The sequence below is a fragment of the Nakamurella leprariae genome (genome assembly GCF_016918035.1).
Classification (GTDB): Bacteria; Actinomycetota; Actinomycetes; order Mycobacteriales; family Nakamurellaceae; genus Nakamurella; species Nakamurella leprariae.
On the sequence record NZ_JAERWK010000005.1, the window covers coordinates 203,329 to 218,444 of the forward strand.

The following is a 15,116-nucleotide window of genomic DNA, read 5'->3' on the forward strand; positions in this document are numbered from 1 at the left end:
CCGGATCCGTTCACCGGCCGAGCGCGCGGGTCAGCGACGCCACGCCGGCCACCGCCCCCAGCACGGCCAGCAGCACACTGAGCGCCGCCGTCCCGGCCAGCAGGACGGCGGCGCTCAGTCGTGCCGGGCGGTCGCCGCGACCGGCCGGGATGACCCACACGGTCATCACCGCGACCCCCACCGCGAGCACCGCCCCGGCCACACCCAGCACCACCAGGTCGAGCCGGGCACCGACGAAGGCGACGGCCAGCGCGCCGGTCGCCGCCACCGCCCCGGTCCGCTGCCAGGCCTGCGCCGTCCGCTGCGGCTGCAGGCCGGGGTCGTCGGCCAGTGCGACCACCCGGGGATCGGGACGCCGACCGGGTCGCGCACTCACGCGCCGGCCACCCGGCTGATCGCGTACCCGGCCATCACCAGCGCCAGCACCGCGACCGCGACCACCAGCACCCGCAGCACGATGGGCGGCGGCAGCGGCCGCCCGGCCCGGATGGCCCGCTCGGTGCGCTGCCAGGACAGCCACGACGCCACCGCGACCGCGGCGCCGATCAGGCACACCAGTACTGCGACGACGTCCAGGAACGCCGGCAGGTCGGCCAGGGAGGCCAGCGACGTGACCGCCACCCCACCGGCGACCAGGGCCAGCGAGGTGCGCACCCAGGCCAGGGCGGTGCGCTCGTTGGCCAGGCTGAACCGCGGGTCCGGCTCGGTGCCGACGCCGTAGACGCTGCGCGGCCGACGGGTGTCGGGCTGGTCGGGTCCCCCGTCGACCCCGGACGGCTCGTCGCCCACGGCACCGGTCTCCGTCCCGGCCGACGGTCGCGGCCCCGCCGTCACCCTGCCACGACGGCGCCCGCGATCTGTGCCGGATGGTCGGAGCCCGCGCTCGCTCGTCCCTGGCTCGCACGACTCCTCAGTCCGCGTGCCCGACGATGTTCACCACCACGCCGTGCGACTCCTTGACCAGGAAGCGGCGCACGCCCCAGGACTCGTGGGTCAGCGGCCGGACGATCTCGTAGCCCCGCCGCTGCGCGTCCGCCCAGGCGGCGTCCACGTCGGCGACCTGGACGGTCAGCGACGAGTCCTCCGGCGAGGTGGCGTCGCCGGCGACCAGGCTGACCTGCAGGCTCGGGTTGGCCGGCGACCGGAAACTGGTCACCCAGCCGAGGCTGAACTCTTGCCGCAGCCCGAGGAAGTCCTCCCAGAACTCGTGCCCGGTGGTGGCATCGTCGACGGTGAGGTTGGGCACGATGCGCCGCAGTTCCATGGCTCGATCCTGCTCGTCGTGGGCGTCGACCGCCCGGTGGGGGCGCGATCCGGGCCGCCGCCCTGGTTACCCTGACGGGATGACGAGCGTGGCGTTGGGACTGCCGAGCCTGTTGCGGCGCCCCCCCACTCCCGCTGACCTGGCCGCCCGACCGGCCGTTCCCGGGCTCGTCGACCGCTACGGCCGCCAGGCGCACGACCTGCGGGTCTCGCTCACCGACCGCTGCAACCTGCGCTGCACCTACTGCATGCCGGCCGAGGGCCTGGACTGGATGCCCGGCGACGAGCTGCTGTCCGACGACGAGCTGCTGCGGCTGATCCGGGTGGCGGTCGAGCAGCTCGGGGTGCGGGAGATCCGGTTCACCGGCGGCGAGCCGCTGTTGCGCCGCGGCCTGGAGGACCTGGTCGCCGGGGCGGCCGCCCTGACTTCCCGCCCCGAGCTTTCCTTGACCACCAACGGCATCGGCTTGGCCCGCCGAGCCGAGCGGTTGGTCGCGGCGGGGCTGGACCGGATCAACGTCTCGCTCGACACGCTCGACGCGGACACCTTCCTGCGGCTGACCCGGCGCCCACGGCTGCCCGACGTGCTGGCCGGACTCCGCGCCGCGGCCGACGCCGGGCTCACCCCGGTCAAGGTCAACGCCGTGCTGGTCCGGGACGTCAACGACGACCAGGCGCCCGAGCTGCTCGCGTACTGCCTCGAGCAGGGCTACCAGCTGCGGTTCATCGAGCAGATGCCGTTGGACGCCGGCCACGTGTGGAGCCGGCAGCGGATGATCACCGCCGAGGAGATCCTCGACCGGCTGCAGGCCCGGTTCACGCTCACGCCCCATGCCGCCCCCCGGGACGGTGCCCCGGCCGAGTTGTTCGACGTGTCCGACAGCACCGGGACGACCCTCGGCACGGTCGGCGTGATCGCGTCGGTGACCCGGCCGTTCTGCGGCGACTGCGACCGGACCCGGCTCACCGCGGACGGGCGGGTCCGCACCTGCCTGTTCTCCCGCACCGAGACCGACCTGCGCGAGCTGCTCCGTTCCGGTCTGGACGACGCGACACTGGCCGACACCTGGCGGACGGCGATGTGGGGCAAGTTGCCCGGCCACGACATCGACGATCCGTCGTTCCTGCAGCCGGACCGGCCGATGAGCGCCATCGGCGGCTGACGTGTCGACCCCGCCCGCGACCATCACCGCCGCCGCTCCGGTGACGGTCACCGTCCGCTACTTCGCCGCGGCCCGGGCGGCCACCCGTCTCGATCAGGAGACGCTGACCCTGGACGCGCCCGCCACCGTCCAGCACGCCGCGGCGGTCGCCGTGCAGCGGCACGGCCGCGCCCTGGCCTCGGTGCTCACCCGGTGCAGTTTCCTGCTCGACGAGGTGGCCGTGCACGGGCTCGACCAGCCGGTGTCCGATGGTGCCGTGATCGACGTGCTGCCGCCCTTCGCGGGCGGCTGACCGCACCGGCGTATCAGCGCCCCCGCTGGGGCATCAGTACGTCAGACCGGCGCCCGCAACCCGAACGGACGCGCCGCTCCGTTCGTGTGTGTCCACTGTCCGTGGTCGCCTACGGCCGCTAAGTTCATTCTCGGGCGTCCGCCCGTTGACGGGTGTCGCCGTTCCACACGACCAGGAGGTCGCCGTGTCACAGCCCCCGGCGGGGAGTTCCCCGTCTTCCGGTCAGCCCGACGAGCCCGCGGGCGGTTGGCAGCCCCCGACCGACCCGGGCTCGGCTCCTGACTTCAGCAAGGCCGCGCCCACACCACCCGGCCCGCCGCCGTCCTCCGGCCCGCCCGGCCAGTACGGCGCGCCGGCCCAGGGCGGTCAGTGGGGTCCCCCGCCCGGTGGCCAGCAGGGTGGTCAGCCCGGCGGCCCGCAGGCCGGCTACGCCCCGCCGGCCGGCACCCCCGGCTACGCCCCGCCCGGCAGCTACCCGCCGCCTCCCGGCTACCAGCCCGGCGGCCAGCAGGGTGGCTACCCACAGCCCGGTCCCGGCCAGCCCGGTGCGTACCCGCCCCAGGGCGGCTACCCCGGCCCCGGTCAGTACCAGCAGCCCGGCTACGCCCCGCAGCCCGGGTACGGCCCGCAGCCCGGGTACGGCCCGCCGCCCGCGCCGGGTGGCTGGGGACCCGGTGGCCAGCCCGGACCGCACGGCTACGCCCAGCCGAACAACGTCGACTTCTCGAAGCTGTCGGTGTCGACCTGGGGGGTACTCGGCGCGGCCGTGCTGACCCTGGTGTTCAGCTTCTTCCCGTTCTACTCGATCCGGATCAGCGGCATCGGGTTCAGCGGCGCCAGCGTCAGTGGCTGGACCTCGTGGTGGTGGATCCCCACCCTGATCGTGGTGGCGGTCCTGGTCATCTTCCTGCTGCAGCTGTACAAGGTGATCTCGCCGGCCCAGGTCCAGCCGGTGTGGCTGGTCTACGCCTCAGCGCTGTCGTTCCTGCTCTACATCGGCGTGCTCATCCACGCCTTCGCCAACGGCGGCAGCGACGGCGACGAGGAGTTCGGGATCTCGGCCTCGGCCGGACCCAGCTTCGGCATCTGGGCCTGCCTGGTCACCAGCCTGGCCCTGACCTACTTCGCCATGCTGAACGCCCAGAAGCGCGGCGTGAAGCTGCCGTTCACGGTGCCCGGCCCCGCCTGATCACCGCCTGATCGGCGCGACCACGACAGCGCCGCGGTTCCCACTCTGGGGTGGGAACCGCGGCGCTGTCCGCGTGCTGGACTCAGTCGCCCTTGACGTTCACGATCTGCCGCAGCGTGTGCCGGATCTCGACCAGATCGGCGGCGTCGGCCATGACCTGGTCGATGTCCTTGTACGCGGCCGGGATCTCGTCCAGGAATGCCTCGGTGTCCCGGTACTCGATGCCGACCATGGCCTTCCGCAGGTCCGCCAGGCTGAACGACCGCCGGGCCGCGTTCCGGGACAGCCGCCGCCCCGCGCCGTGCGGCGAGGAGTGCAGCGACAGCTCGTTGCCCAGCCCGCTCACCACGTACGACGCGGTGCCCATCGACCCGGGGATGAGGCCTGGCTGCCCGAGCCGCGCCTCGATGGCACCCTTGCGGGACACCCACAACCGCTCACCGAAGTGCTCCTCGAGCTCGGTGAAGTTGTGGTGGCAGTTGATCCGCTCCGCCTCGGCCACCGGCGCGCCGATCCAGTCCTGCACGCAGCCGATCAGCCGGTCCATCATCTCCTCCCGGTTGAGCAGCGCGTACCGCTGCGCCCACCGGAGCTCGGCGATGTAGGCGTCGAACTCGGCCGTGCCCTCCTGCAACCAGGCGAGATCCCGGTCGGGCAACCGGTCCCCCCGGGCCGCGCTCTGCTGCTGCGCGACGAGGATGTGCCGCTGCGCGATCCGGTTCCCGACGCCCCGGGAGCCCGAGTGCAGGAACAGCCACACCCGACCCAGTTCGTCCCGGGTCACCTCGATGAAGTGGTTCCCCGACCCGAGGGTGCCCAGCTGCAGCGCCCACTCCCGCTTGGCGTGCGCCGGATTGAAGCCGGCCGCGTCCGCCGCCTCGGCCAGCTCCGCGATCCGCGGCTCGGCGGTCGGCAGGATCGTCCGGTTGGCCACGCCGGCCGACAGCGGGATGGCCCGCTCGATGGACGTCCGCAGCCGGGCCAGGTCACCGGTGAACTCGTCGACGGTGAAGCCGGTGCGGACGGCGATCATGCCGCAGCCGATGTCCACCCCGACCGCGGCCGGGATGATCGCCTCGGACGTCGGGATGACCGAACCGACGGTCGCCCCCTTGCCCAGGTGCGCGTCCGGCATCAGGGCCAGGTGCGGGCGGATGAACGGCATGGACACGGTGCGCAGCGCCTGCTCGCGGGTCGCCGGCTCCAGCACGGACGCCCAGTTCAGCAGCCTGTCGTTGATGCGCTCCACGGTGGTGCCCGCTCTCCCTGTCCTGCCGCCGGGCGGTTCCCGACGGCCTGACCATCGTCCCGACGACCGCCAGTGGATTTCCGCGTGCCTAAGCTTGGCCGGGTGACCGGCTCGATCTCCTGTCCCGACGTGGACGCCGACTTCCTGGCCCTGCCGCTGACCGCACTGGCCGACGCGGCCCTGGCCGCTGCGACGGCCGCCGGCGCCGAGCACGCCGACTTCCGCTTCGAACGCATCCGCGGCGCCGACATCATGGTCCGCGACCACGCCCTGCAGCGCTCCAGCGAGGCGGTGACCAGCGGGTACGCGGTCCGCGTGATCGCCGGCGGCAGTTGGGGCTTCGCCGCCTCCGACGAACCGACGGCCGACGCGGCCGCTCGGACGGCGCGCCAGGCGGTGGCGGTGGCCCGGGCGGTGGCCGCGCTGGGCGGCGAGCGGGTGGAGCGGGCGGACGAGCCGGTGCACGCAGGCGCCCGCTGGTGCAGCGATTACCGGATCGATCCGTTCGCGGTGCCGGTGGCCGACCGGATCGGCCTGCTGCTCGACCGCTCGGAGCGGCTGCTGGCCGGCGACGGCGTCGACCACACCGCGATCGGCGTCGAGCTGGTCAAGGAGCAGAAGTTCTACGCCGACACGGCCGGCAGCACCATCTGGCAGCAGCGGGTCCGGATGCAGCCCGAGTTCACCGCGATCACCGTCGACACCGCCGCCGGATCGTTCGAGGACATGACCAGCCTGGCCCCGCCGGTCGGCCGCGGCTGGGAGTACCTGACCGACGGGACGTGGGACTTCGACGGCGAACTGGCCCGGATGCCGGGGCAACTGGCCGAGAAGCTCAAGGCCCCGTCGATCGAGCCGGGCCGGTACGACCTCGTCATCGACCCGACCAACCTGTGGCTGACCATCCACGAGTCCATCGGCCACGCGACCGAGTACGACCGCGCCATCGGCTACGAGGCGGCCTACGCGGGCACCTCCTTCGCCACCCCGGACGGGCTGGGCACGCTCAAGTACGGGTCGCCGGTCATGCACGTCACCGGCGACCGGACCGTGCCGCACGGCCTGGCCACCGTCGGGTACGACGACGACGGGGTCGCCGCTCAGCGCTGGGACCTGGTCAGCGGCGGCATCCTCACCGGCTACCAGCTCGACCGGGTGTTCGCCCACCGGCTCGGTCTGGAGCGGTCCAACGGCTGCGCCTTCGCCGATTCCCCGTCCAACGTGCCGATCCAGCGCATGGCCAACGTGAGCCTGCAACCGGATCCGGCCGGCGGGACGCTGGACGACCTGGTCGCCGACGTCGAGGACGGCATCTACGTCGTCGGCGACAAGTCGTGGTCGATCGACATGCAGCGCTACAACTTCCAGTTCACCGGTCAACGGTTCCACCGCATCCGCAACGGCCGCATCGAGGGCCAGGTGCGGGATGTCGCCTACCAGGCGACCACCACGGACTTCTGGGGTGCGATGGACGCGGTCGGCAACCCGAGCACCTACCTGCTGGGCGGGGCGTTCAACTGCGGCAAGGGCCAGCCCGGGCAGACGGCGGCCGTCTCGCACGGCTGCCCGGTGGCCCGGTTCCGCGGCATCTCGGTGCTCAACACGGTCCGGGAGGCCGGCGCATGAGCCACATCTCGACGCCCCAGCAGCTGGTCGAGGCTGCGCTGGCCGCGGCCGCGACCGAGCCCGGCGAGTGCATCGTCGTCGTGCAGCCGTCCAGCCAGGCCAACCTGCGCTGGGCCAACAACACGGCCACCACCAACGGCATGTCCACCGCACTGGACTGGTGGGTGGTCGCCGTCGTGGACGGCGCCGTCGGCACCGTGGCCGCGGCGCGCGACGCGGCCGGCGCCTCCGACTCGGTCACCGAGGTGGTCGTGGCCACGCACCGGGCCGCCCGGGACGCCGCCGGATCCGGCCGCGCCCGCGACGAGCAGCCGCTCATCCGACCCGAGGACGCCGCCGGCGCACAGGATTTCGACCTCCCGCCGGAGCACACGTCGTTCGACGCGTTCACCGGACTCCTGCCCACCCTGCGCCAAGCGTTCGACACGGCCCGCAGGGCCGACCGGATCCTCTACGGCTTCGCCCGGCACGAGCAACACACCGTGTACCTGGGCACCTCCACCGGCGTGCGGGTCCGCTGGGTGCAGCCCACCGGCACCGTCGAACTGAACGCCAAGTCAGCCGATCTGACCCGCTCGTCCTGGGCCGGCGTGTCCGCGCCGGAGATGACCGGCATCGACATCGCCGCCATGGCGGTCGATCTGGACCGTCGCCTGGAGTGGGCTCGGCGCACGGTCGACCTGCCCGCCGGCCGCTACGACACCGCCCTACCACCGACCGCGGTGGCCGACTTCCTCATCCTGCTGGCCTGGGGCGCCGGCGCCCGGGCCGCACACGAGGGCCGGTCGGCGTTCTCGGCGCAAGGTGGCGCCACCCGGCTCGGCGAGCGCCTCACCGGGCTGCCGCTCACGCTGGCCGCGGACCCGGCCGACCCGACACACCCGACCGCGCCGTTCCTCACCGCCACCGCCTCCTCGGACGACGTCTCGGTGTTCGACAACGGCGCCCCGATCGGTCGTCTGGAGTTCCTGCGCGACGGTGTGCTCTCCGGACTGATCCGCTCCCGGGCCGACGCGGCCGAGTTCGGCGGTGCGGCCAGCCCGTTCGCCGGCAACCTGGCCCTCACCGGCGGCCAGGACGGCCGCGACGTGCTCGACCTGGTCGCCGGGATGGACCGCGGCCTGCTGGTCACCAGTCAGTGGTACCTGCGCGAGGTCGACCCGCAGACCATGCTGACCACCGGCGTCACCCGGGACGGCGTGTTCCTGGTCGAGGGCGGCGAGGTGGTCGGCGCGACCCCGAACTACCGGTTCAACATGTCACCGCTGGACGTGTTGCGGCAGGCCGAGGCGGTCGGCGCCACCGTGCCGACCCTCTCGCGCGAATGGTCGGACTGGTTCACCCGCACCGCCATGCCGCCGATGCTCGTCCGCGACTTCAACATGTCGTCGGTGTCCCAGGCCCAGTGACCCCTGCTGTCCCGTCCACACGGAAGGACCGACAAATAGGTTGTGCGCAACTGAATTGTGTGCAACTCTTCATCTGTGTCCGACGCCCTGCTCGATCACCAGCTCTGTGTCGCGGTGTACCGCGCCGCCCACGCCTTCACCGGCGCCTACCGGTCGATGCTCCAGCCGCACGGGCTGACCTACCCGCAGTACGTGTTGCTGATGGCGCTGTGGGACCGGTCGCCGCAGACGGTGTCCGACCTCGGCGGCGTGCTCGATCTCGACTCCGGCACCCTGAGCCCGCTGCTCCGCCGACTGCAGGACGCCGGCCTGGTCATCCGCAGCCGGTCCGCGCGGGACGGACGGGTCGTCGAGGTCGCGCTCACCGAGCAGGGCCGGGCCATGCGGGCCGAGACCGAGCACGTGCGGCGGGAGATCGTCGCGTGTACCCGACTGACCGTCGACGACGGCATGGCCCTGCTGTCCGGGCTGCACTCCCTGACCCACAACCTGCGCCGGTCACCCGAACCGGCGTCCGCCTGAGCTGCCCCGAACTCACGAGGAGACCTTGATGGACACCTTCTACACCGCCTCCGCCACCGCGACCGGCGACGGCCGCAACGGCCACGGCCGCAGCTCGGACGGCGTGCTGGACGTCGATCTGGCCAGCCCCGGCTCCAACCGGCCCGGCACCAACCCGGAGCAGCTGTTCGCCGTCGGCTACGCCGCCTGCTTCCACAGCGCGCTCAAGCACGTCGCCTCGGCCCATAAGGCCCCCGTCGCCGACACCGCGGTGACCGCGGACGTCAGCATCGGCACCCTGCCGACGGGCGGCTTCGGCCTCGCGGTGGCCCTGCACGTGGAGATGAGCGGCGTCGACCAGGAGACCGCCGACACGCTGGTGGCCAAGGCCCACGAGGTCTGCCCCTACTCCAACGCCACCCGCGGCAACATCGAGGTCGAGCTCGACACCGTGGTGGCCTGACGGATCGCCTGTCCGTCTCCAGTCCCGGGCCCCCGCCGACGTCCAGCCACCCGGCGGGGTTCGGTCATGTCCGGGCCACGATCGACGCGTCAGTTCCAGTCGATCCGGTCGGCCAGTGCTCGCAGCCGCTCGCCCCGGCGCGCGTCCGTGGACGCCACCCAGGCGATCCGCCCGAGCAGGTGCGCGCGGAAGTCCTGGACGCCGGAACGGTTCTGGCTCACCGGGCCGAACCGGACGCAGTTGAACAGGGTCGCCCGCAGCGCGTCGACCTCGTCCCGGGCCACCGCCGGACGATCGTTGACGACCACTCCGGTGACGCGTTGCCGCTGCCACGCCCGCCGGACCCGGGTCTTGGCCGGATTGATCGAGAAGCCCTCGGCGGTGGCAATTCTGGCGACCGTCCCGATCAGCCGGTCCGCGGCCCGTCCCAGTGAAGGCGCCCCGGAGAAGGTCAGGTCGTCCGCGTACCGCGTGTAGTCGGCGCCGAACCGGCGCGCCAGCGCGGTGAGCCGCCGGTCCATCCCGAACGCGGCCAGATTGGCCAGGTGTGGCGACGTCGGGGCACCCTGCGGCAGGTGCGGCGCGGCCAGCCGACGCCGCAACCGGAACCGCTCACCGCCCGCCTCGGCGCCGGGCATGGCCCGCAGCACGGCCATCGGCACGGTGGAGCAGACCAGCGTGGTGAGCGCCCAGCTCACCGCCTCCGGGTAGCCGGCCGATCGCAGCACCCCGGCCACCCGGGACGCGGTCAGCCCGGCGAAGAACTGCTCCAGGTCCAGGGTGATCACCGTGTCCCGCCCGGCGTGCACGGCGGCGCCGGTGAGCACCGATCGCCCGGCCACGAACCCGTGCACGGCCGGGTGCACCGCCACCGGCGCGAGCAGTTCGTCGAGCACCTGGCGCTGCAGGGCCTTGAGCCGCGGGCGCGGTGCCTCCAGCAGCCGCGGTGTCCGGCCCGGACGGCTCAGCCAGCGGAACCGGTAGTGCTGCAGCACGCTCCGCGGCTCCCGGCGCTGCCAGCCACGCCGGTCGCCGAACCAGTCGAGCTCGCCCACCGTGAGCCCGAGGCGCTCGGCCAGCGCCGCCACGTCGTCGACCCGCGGCAGCGGGAACCGGCTGCCGACCATCGAGGTGGTGAACAGCAACCGGCGGACCACCCGGATCCGCGGGGTCGGTAGGAGCGGTGCCCCCTCGGCGACCACCGGCACCGGCGCGCTGAGCGGGAGGCCGAGCAGCAGGTGCTGCAACGAGCGCGGCGCGTCCACCGGCGGCGTGGGATGGGCGGCGAGCACCACGTCCACGACGTGCGCCAGTTCCACCGGCACCGGCGCGAACACCAGCCGAGCGCGCGCAACCATCCGGCCGGCGTCCCACGGGCCGGTCAGCAGCGCGTCCGCCAGCGCGACAGCATGCTCGCTCCGCATCGCGCCTCCGCCTCGTCGCACGGCTGAAGATGATCAGCGGCAGGCTAACGGCTCACCACGATCGCCGTCACCACCGTGATCACCACCCAGCCTCAGGCCAGCAACTGATGCTCGGCCAGCTGCCGGTAGAGCTCGGACGTGGCCAGCAGCTCGGCGTGCCGTCCGGCGGCGACCACCCGCCCGGCGTCCATCACCACGATCTGGTCGGCCTCGATCACGGTGGCCAACCGGTGGGCCACGATCATCACCGTTCGCCGCGAGCTCACGGAATGGATGGCCGCGGTGAGCGCCTGTTCGGTCACCGAGTCCAGGCTGGCCGTGGGTTCGTCGAGCAGCAGCAGCGGGGCGTCGGTGACCAGCGCCCGGGCGATGGCCAGCCGTTGGCGCTCCCCGCCGGAGAGCCCGGCTCCGGCGTCGCCGAGGACGGCATCGAGTCCGTCGGGGTGGGCGTCGACCCGGTGCAGCAGGTCGACCGCCGCGAGCACCTCACGGCACCGCGCGTCGCCCACGTCCGGCGCGGCCAGGACCACGTTGTCGCGGATGGTCCCGGCCAGCACCGGGGCGTCCTGCTCGACGTAGCCGATCCGGGACCGCACCACGCTGCGCGGCAGGTCGCGGACGTCGACGCCGTCCAGCCGGATCGCCCCGCCCGTCGGCTCGTAGAACCGCTCGATGAGCGCCAGCACGGTGGACTTCCCGGCGCCGGACGGACCCACCACCGCCGTGGTCGACCCGGGCGGCACCGCGAACGACACCCCGGCGAGGACGGGCCGGTCCGGTCGGTAGGCGAACTCGACATCCCGGAACTCGACGCCGATGCCGCCGCCACCCGGGGCGGGCCGAGGGTCGGCGCGCCGGGCCGGGTCGCGGTCCGCCTCCGGTGCGACCGCCAGGATCTCGTCGATCCGGGCCAGCGCACCGAGCGCGGCGCGCACCGTGGTGATCGCGGCGAAGAACTGCCCGAGCGGCATCACCATCATGAACAGGAACAGGATGAAGGTGATCAGGTCGGCGACGCTCAGCGAGCCGTTGGCGACCCGGTAGCCGCCGACGCCCAGGACGGCCAGGAACGAGCCCTGGACGGCGAGACCGCTGATCGGCCACAGGATCGCGCCGATGCGGGCCACGCGGACGCCGAACCCATAGGCGTCCTGCGCCTCGTTCGAGAGCCGGTCCACCTCCCGGTCGGTGGCCCCGGCGGCCCGGATCGTCCGGACGGCCGACACCGCCCGTTCCACCCCGGAGGCCAACCGCCCGACCGCGTCCTGCGCCGACCGGCTCAGCCGCTGGATCCGCCCCGAGGCCACGATGACGCTCACCGCGGCGATGCTCACCACGCCCAGGGTGATGCCCAGCAGCACCGGGTCGATGAGCACCATGGCCACCAGCGACCCGACGAAGACCAGTGCGCCACCGAGGGCGTCGACCAGACCGCCGGTCAACGCGGTGCGGACCATGGTGGTGTCCGACCCGACCCGGGACACCAGATCGCCGGCCCGCCGAGTGTCGTACACCCGGATCGGCAGCCGCAGCAGATGGGTGACCAGCCGTCGACGGGCGGACAGCACCAGCCCCTCGGCGGTCCGCTCCAGCAGGAACTGCTGCACCGCCCCGACCACCGAGGAGGCCAGCACCACGGCGATGAGCAGGGTCGCGGCCGCGGCCAGCGAACCTTCGCCGCCCACCGACGCGATGATCCGGTTGATCATGAGTGGTTGCAGCAGCGTCAGTCCCGCGCCGATCAACGACAGCAGCACGACGACGACCAGCACCCGGCGGTGCTCGCCCAGGAAGCCGATCAGACTGCGCAGCGGCGCCGGCTCGAGCTGCGGTTCGGTGGAGCCGGTCTCGTCCGGCGACGTGGTCTTCGGGTCGGACACGGTGTCAGTCACGGGAGAACCTCGACCCACCGTGCTTGCGGTGCACGGCCTGTCGGGTGACGCCGAGGGCGTCGGCGATCCCCGCCCACGGCAGGCCCGCGGTCCGGGCCCGCCGCACCGCCACCGCCTCCAACCGCGACAACTCCACGTGGATCAATCGGATGGCCCGCAACGCGGTCACCGGGTCGTCACTCATGGCGTCGACGGCGAGGTCGTCCAGCGGTCTGACGCTCATCGGCGCCTCCCTCGGTCCGTGGTTGTCAACCAGTGTTGACAACCACGGTACCCAGGCGTCGACGGGCGCGTCAACACAAGTTGACACGCGTCAGCTCACGGGAATCCCGATCTCGGGTCAGCGGCGACGACGACCTGCTCGCCTGTGCGGGCCGCGACAGAGGTGGAGCCTGTCGTCCGGCCTGCGGTGCTCGCCCTGTCGGCCCAAGGCTGCCTTGAGTCGCCGCCCGCGGCAGTCTTACGCGGGCCTGAATCGTTTCGTCACCCAGCGAGTCAGTGCAATTCCGCAACGCGCCTACTGGACCGCTTAACTTGACTAATCTACGTCGATCTCGACTTCGCCCGAGCCGCCGTCGATGCTATGCAGAATATCCATCGTAAACGGCGGGAATCCAAGGCGTCCAACCGTTGACTGGACGGTTTCCCGCGCGTAGGGATGGAGGGCCATCGCCCCCACCAAGACGGCGAAGCAGGTCAGATCTGCACTGTCGAGCAAAGCTGAATTTCCGCCCCGGCGCCCCCAAGTGCCGACCATCTCAAGCTCCACTCGCCAAGCTACAGGTCGCGCCTCCTCGATGGAGTCGTCATCTTGGACCGACCTAGCCTGCACCACATACTTTGAGAAGACGTACACCTCTCGCGCCGAGTCCTCAGCCGGAGACCGAACGCTGAGGGCCGTGGAGACCTCGAAAGGGCCAAAGTCGATCGGTTGTTCGGCTTCGCAGCTCATGGACACGAGTCGTACGTCAGTCATGTCTTGCAGTTGGTCCAAGACAGCGGATGCCCGGCTACGGAGTTCGGCGACGGTCAGCTTCATGAGGCGCGTGCGTCACTCAGTTGATGGACTCCAACCTTCGTCAATTCGCGAGATCGATACGCCTGATCGGCCGGCATCGGCCAATCTAGGCGCCGCTGCTGAGGCCGCAAAGACTGCACTTGGGCTGTGAACGAGGGGCGATGTGTCACAAGATGCGCACTGAGTTCGTACCCGAGAGCGTGCAACATTGCGGCGAACGACTTAATGGATAAGTTCCTCTTCCCGCTGAGTCGCTGCGATACTTCGGAGGCAGAGACGTTGAGTCTGCGCGCGAGCGCAGCTTGACTCACGCCCGACCGCGCCATGGCCTCAGAGATTAGCTCCACGGCACCCAAGGCCATCCGCTCCTCAGCGAGAAGCGATTCAGATCGAGGGGTGCCCCGGAACCAGTCAGCCATTGATCCACTCTCCAAATATGGTGCGCGCGAGCTCGACTTGCTTTGGAACTTGCTTGTCCTTCGGCTTCCTAGCCCCGTGTGTCGCGACCCAACGCCGCTCCGCGGAGGCGGCTGGCGCAGCGATTAGGTACAGCCTCCAGCCCGGACCGTGCGGAGCCTTTACTTCCCAGACAACTGGAACCCCCGAAACAAGAAGTCGTCGAAACTGCTCAGGTGTTCGTAGGAACCCCTTATCAACCAGCAACTCGAGTCGGGCGCGGAACTGTGCCTGAGGCCGATCATCGAGTCGCTCCAAGAAATCCAGCGCAGGGCAGCTGCCATCTGTTCTCCTAGCGCCAAGGACCCTGCCGGCATCGCCGACAGCAAGCTCTACGACCTCGTCGTCGTTAGCCATAACTTAAGCTCGTCACCGCCACTGTCGCAAGCTGTATGCCTCTAACGTGATCTGCGACTCTACTTCGCCCAACGGCAAGCACAGGCTCGTCACGGCTAGATAGGCCCATCGGGTGATCGCCTTCGCCCATTTGCGCAGGTCGAAGCCGGGACTCGACACGACCTAGTCGCCCGCGGAGTCAGCGGCGACGACGACCTGCTCGCCTGTGCGGGCCGCGACAGAGGTGGAGCCTGTCGTCCGGCCTGCGGTGCGCTGCGGTGCTCGACCTGCTGGCCCCGGGGTTGCCCCGGAGGCTCCGGCATCGGCCCGGCGGACCGGGCCGGCCCGGCGTCCTCGCCGCCGCCGCTGACCCGATCACCCTGACACGAACCGCCCCGCCCCGACCAGGCCCGGTGTCGGTACCGCTGCCTACCCTGCCCGCATGACCGACTCCCCCACGATCACGCTCGGCGCCGTCAACCTGGACGCGGACGATCCGGTGGCCCTGGCCGGGTTCTGGCAGGCGGCCGTGGGCGGCGAGGTCTCGCCCGGCCCGGCGGGCACCGCCTTCCTGCAGGGCCGGCCCGGCGGCTTCTCCATGTTCTTCCAGCCGCGCAGCGAGCCGCGGCCGGAGCACCAGGCCCAGCACCTCGACCTGGACGTGCCGTGGGGCAGCCGGACCCGGGAGGTGGAGCGGTTGATCAAGATGGGCGCGACCCATCGCTGGGACGTGCTCGGGGAGGTCCCGTGGGTGCGGTGGACCACGCTGGCCGACCCGGAGGGCAACCTGTTCTGCGTGGCCGAGCACCCGCCGGCGGAGCCGCCGGCCTGAACC

At 71.9% G+C, this 15,116-nt stretch carries 17 protein-coding genes; 8 read left to right on the forward strand and 9 right to left on the reverse strand.

Features of this window, described 5'->3' with window-relative positions; all coding sequences use genetic code 11:
• Nucleotides 1–10: 10 nt before the first annotated feature.
• The 3 genes from JL106_RS03830 to JL106_RS03840 form a co-directional block, all read right to left on the reverse strand.
• Nucleotides 11–376, reverse strand: coding sequence for a hypothetical protein (locus tag JL106_RS03830; RefSeq protein ID WP_205259344.1), 366 nt, complete (start codon nucleotides 374–376; stop codon nucleotides 11–13).
• On the reverse strand, nucleotides 373–789 hold the full coding sequence (locus tag JL106_RS20645) for a YidH family protein (RefSeq protein WP_205259345.1): 417 nt from the start codon (nucleotides 787–789) through the stop codon (nucleotides 373–375). The genes JL106_RS03830 and JL106_RS20645 overlap by 4 nt, the downstream gene beginning before the upstream one ends.
• A 121-nt stretch (nucleotides 790–910) precedes the next feature.
• On the reverse strand, nucleotides 911–1,264 hold the full coding sequence (locus tag JL106_RS03840; protein ID WP_205259346.1) for a VOC family protein: 354 nt from the start codon (nucleotides 1,262–1,264) through the stop codon (nucleotides 911–913).
• 79 nt (nucleotides 1,265–1,343) lie between these two features.
• Here JL106_RS03840 and moaA point away from each other — a divergent pair, with 79 nt between their 5' ends.
• From moaA to JL106_RS03855, 3 genes are all read left to right on the forward strand, one after another.
• Nucleotides 1,344–2,426, forward strand: a complete 1,083-nt coding sequence (gene moaA, locus JL106_RS03845; protein WP_205259347.1) for a GTP 3',8-cyclase MoaA — start codon at nucleotides 1,344–1,346, stop codon at nucleotides 2,424–2,426.
• Between the two features lies 1 nt (nucleotide 2,427).
• The gene (locus tag JL106_RS03850) at nucleotides 2,428–2,718 is read left to right on the forward strand and encodes a MoaD/ThiS family protein (RefSeq protein WP_328841233.1); all 291 of its coding nucleotides are present in this window, start codon (nucleotides 2,428–2,430) and stop codon (nucleotides 2,716–2,718) included.
• Nucleotides 2,719–2,902: 184 nt separating this feature from the next.
• Nucleotides 2,903–3,907 (forward strand): hypothetical protein, encoded by a 1,005-nt coding sequence (locus JL106_RS03855; protein WP_205259348.1) that lies wholly within the window; start codon nucleotides 2,903–2,905, stop codon nucleotides 3,905–3,907.
• An 82-nt stretch (nucleotides 3,908–3,989) separates the two neighbouring features.
• On the opposite strand, the gene JL106_RS03860 is transcribed toward JL106_RS03855, so the two are convergent.
• Nucleotides 3,990–5,156 carry an RtcB family protein gene (locus JL106_RS03860; protein WP_328841236.1) on the reverse strand — a complete coding sequence of 389 codons (1,167 nt, stop codon included), beginning with the start codon at nucleotides 5,154–5,156 and terminating at the stop codon, nucleotides 3,990–3,992.
• A gap of 102 nt (nucleotides 5,157–5,258) precedes the next feature.
• Here JL106_RS03860 and JL106_RS03865 point away from each other — a divergent pair, with 102 nt between their 5' ends.
• The 4 genes from JL106_RS03865 to JL106_RS03880 all read left to right on the forward strand — a co-directional run bounded on the left by JL106_RS03865 (nucleotide 5,259) and on the right by JL106_RS03880 (nucleotide 9,155).
• A complete protein-coding gene (locus JL106_RS03865) occupies nucleotides 5,259–6,782 on the forward strand; it encodes a TldD/PmbA family protein (protein ID WP_328841238.1) in 1,524 nt (507 codons plus the stop codon).
• Complete coding sequence (locus tag JL106_RS03870; protein WP_205259349.1) at nucleotides 6,779–8,191, forward strand: metallopeptidase TldD-related protein; 1,413 nt, start codon at nucleotides 6,779–6,781, stop codon at nucleotides 8,189–8,191. The genes JL106_RS03865 and JL106_RS03870 overlap by 4 nt, the downstream gene beginning before the upstream one ends.
• A 75-nt stretch (nucleotides 8,192–8,266) precedes the next feature.
• Nucleotides 8,267–8,713 carry a MarR family winged helix-turn-helix transcriptional regulator gene (locus JL106_RS03875; RefSeq protein ID WP_205259350.1) on the forward strand — a complete coding sequence of 149 codons (447 nt, stop codon included), beginning with the start codon at nucleotides 8,267–8,269 and terminating at the stop codon, nucleotides 8,711–8,713.
• Nucleotides 8,714–8,741: 28 nt separating this feature from the next.
• Nucleotides 8,742–9,155: an organic hydroperoxide resistance protein gene (locus JL106_RS03880; RefSeq protein ID WP_205259351.1), complete on the forward strand. Its 414-nt coding sequence runs from the start codon at nucleotides 8,742–8,744 to the stop codon at nucleotides 9,153–9,155.
• Between the two features lie 89 nt (nucleotides 9,156–9,244).
• Here the strand turns inward: JL106_RS03880 and JL106_RS03885 are convergent, their stop codons facing one another.
• The 5 genes from JL106_RS03885 to JL106_RS22380 all read right to left on the reverse strand — a co-directional run bounded on the left by JL106_RS03885 (nucleotide 9,245) and on the right by JL106_RS22380 (nucleotide 13,908).
• A complete protein-coding gene (locus tag JL106_RS03885) occupies nucleotides 9,245–10,579 on the reverse strand; it encodes a reverse transcriptase family protein (protein WP_205259352.1) in 1,335 nt (444 codons plus the stop codon).
• Nucleotides 10,580–10,671: 92 nt separating this feature from the next.
• Nucleotides 10,672–12,471, reverse strand: a complete 1,800-nt coding sequence (locus JL106_RS03890) for an ABC transporter ATP-binding protein (RefSeq protein WP_205259353.1) — start codon at nucleotides 12,469–12,471, stop codon at nucleotides 10,672–10,674.
• Entirely contained in the window at nucleotides 12,464–12,694 is a 231-nt protein-coding gene (locus JL106_RS03895; protein WP_236006659.1) for a helix-turn-helix domain-containing protein, read from the reverse strand. The genes JL106_RS03890 and JL106_RS03895 overlap by 8 nt, the downstream gene beginning before the upstream one ends.
• 315 nt (nucleotides 12,695–13,009) lie before the next feature.
• Complete coding sequence (locus JL106_RS03900; RefSeq protein WP_205259354.1) at nucleotides 13,010–13,510, reverse strand: hypothetical protein; 501 nt, start codon at nucleotides 13,508–13,510, stop codon at nucleotides 13,010–13,012.
• Nucleotides 13,507–13,908: a helix-turn-helix domain-containing protein gene (locus tag JL106_RS22380; RefSeq protein ID WP_205259355.1), complete on the reverse strand. Its 402-nt coding sequence runs from the start codon at nucleotides 13,906–13,908 to the stop codon at nucleotides 13,507–13,509. Before JL106_RS22380 ends, JL106_RS03900 begins: the two co-directional genes overlap by 4 nt.
• A gap of 815 nt (nucleotides 13,909–14,723) precedes the next feature.
• Here JL106_RS22380 and JL106_RS03910 point away from each other — a divergent pair.
• Entirely contained in the window at nucleotides 14,724–15,113 is a 390-nt protein-coding gene (locus tag JL106_RS03910) for a VOC family protein (protein WP_205259356.1), read from the forward strand.
• Nucleotides 15,114–15,116 lie beyond the last annotated feature (3 nt).

What these genes read in the sequence shown, in the direction of transcription:
- JL106_RS03880 (WP_205259351.1), top strand. Translation starts at nt 8,742, where the DNA reads ATGGACACCTTCTACACCGCCTCCGCCACCGCGACCGGCGACGGCCGC.
- JL106_RS03870 (WP_205259349.1), top strand. Translation starts at nt 6,779, where the DNA reads ATGAGCCACATCTCGACGCCCCAGCAGCTGGTCGAGGCTGCGCTGGCC.
- JL106_RS22380 (WP_205259355.1), bottom strand. Translation starts at nt 13,908, where the DNA reads ATGGCTGACTGGTTCCGGGGCACCCCTCGATCTGAATCGCTTCTCGCT.
- JL106_RS03840 (WP_205259346.1), bottom strand. Translation starts at nt 1,264, where the DNA reads ATGGAACTGCGGCGCATCGTGCCCAACCTCACCGTCGACGATGCCACC.
- JL106_RS03895 (WP_236006659.1), bottom strand. Translation starts at nt 12,694, where the DNA reads ATGAGCGTCAGACCGCTGGACGACCTCGCCGTCGACGCCATGAGTGAC.
- JL106_RS03885 (WP_205259352.1), bottom strand. Translation starts at nt 10,579, where the DNA reads ATGCGGAGCGAGCATGCTGTCGCGCTGGCGGACGCGCTGCTGACCGGC.
- moaA (WP_205259347.1), top strand. Translation starts at nt 1,344, where the DNA reads ATGACGAGCGTGGCGTTGGGACTGCCGAGCCTGTTGCGGCGCCCCCCC.
- JL106_RS03910 (WP_205259356.1), top strand. Translation starts at nt 14,724, where the DNA reads ATGACCGACTCCCCCACGATCACGCTCGGCGCCGTCAACCTGGACGCG.
- JL106_RS03900 (WP_205259354.1), bottom strand. Translation starts at nt 13,510, where the DNA reads ATGAAGCTGACCGTCGCCGAACTCCGTAGCCGGGCATCCGCTGTCTTG.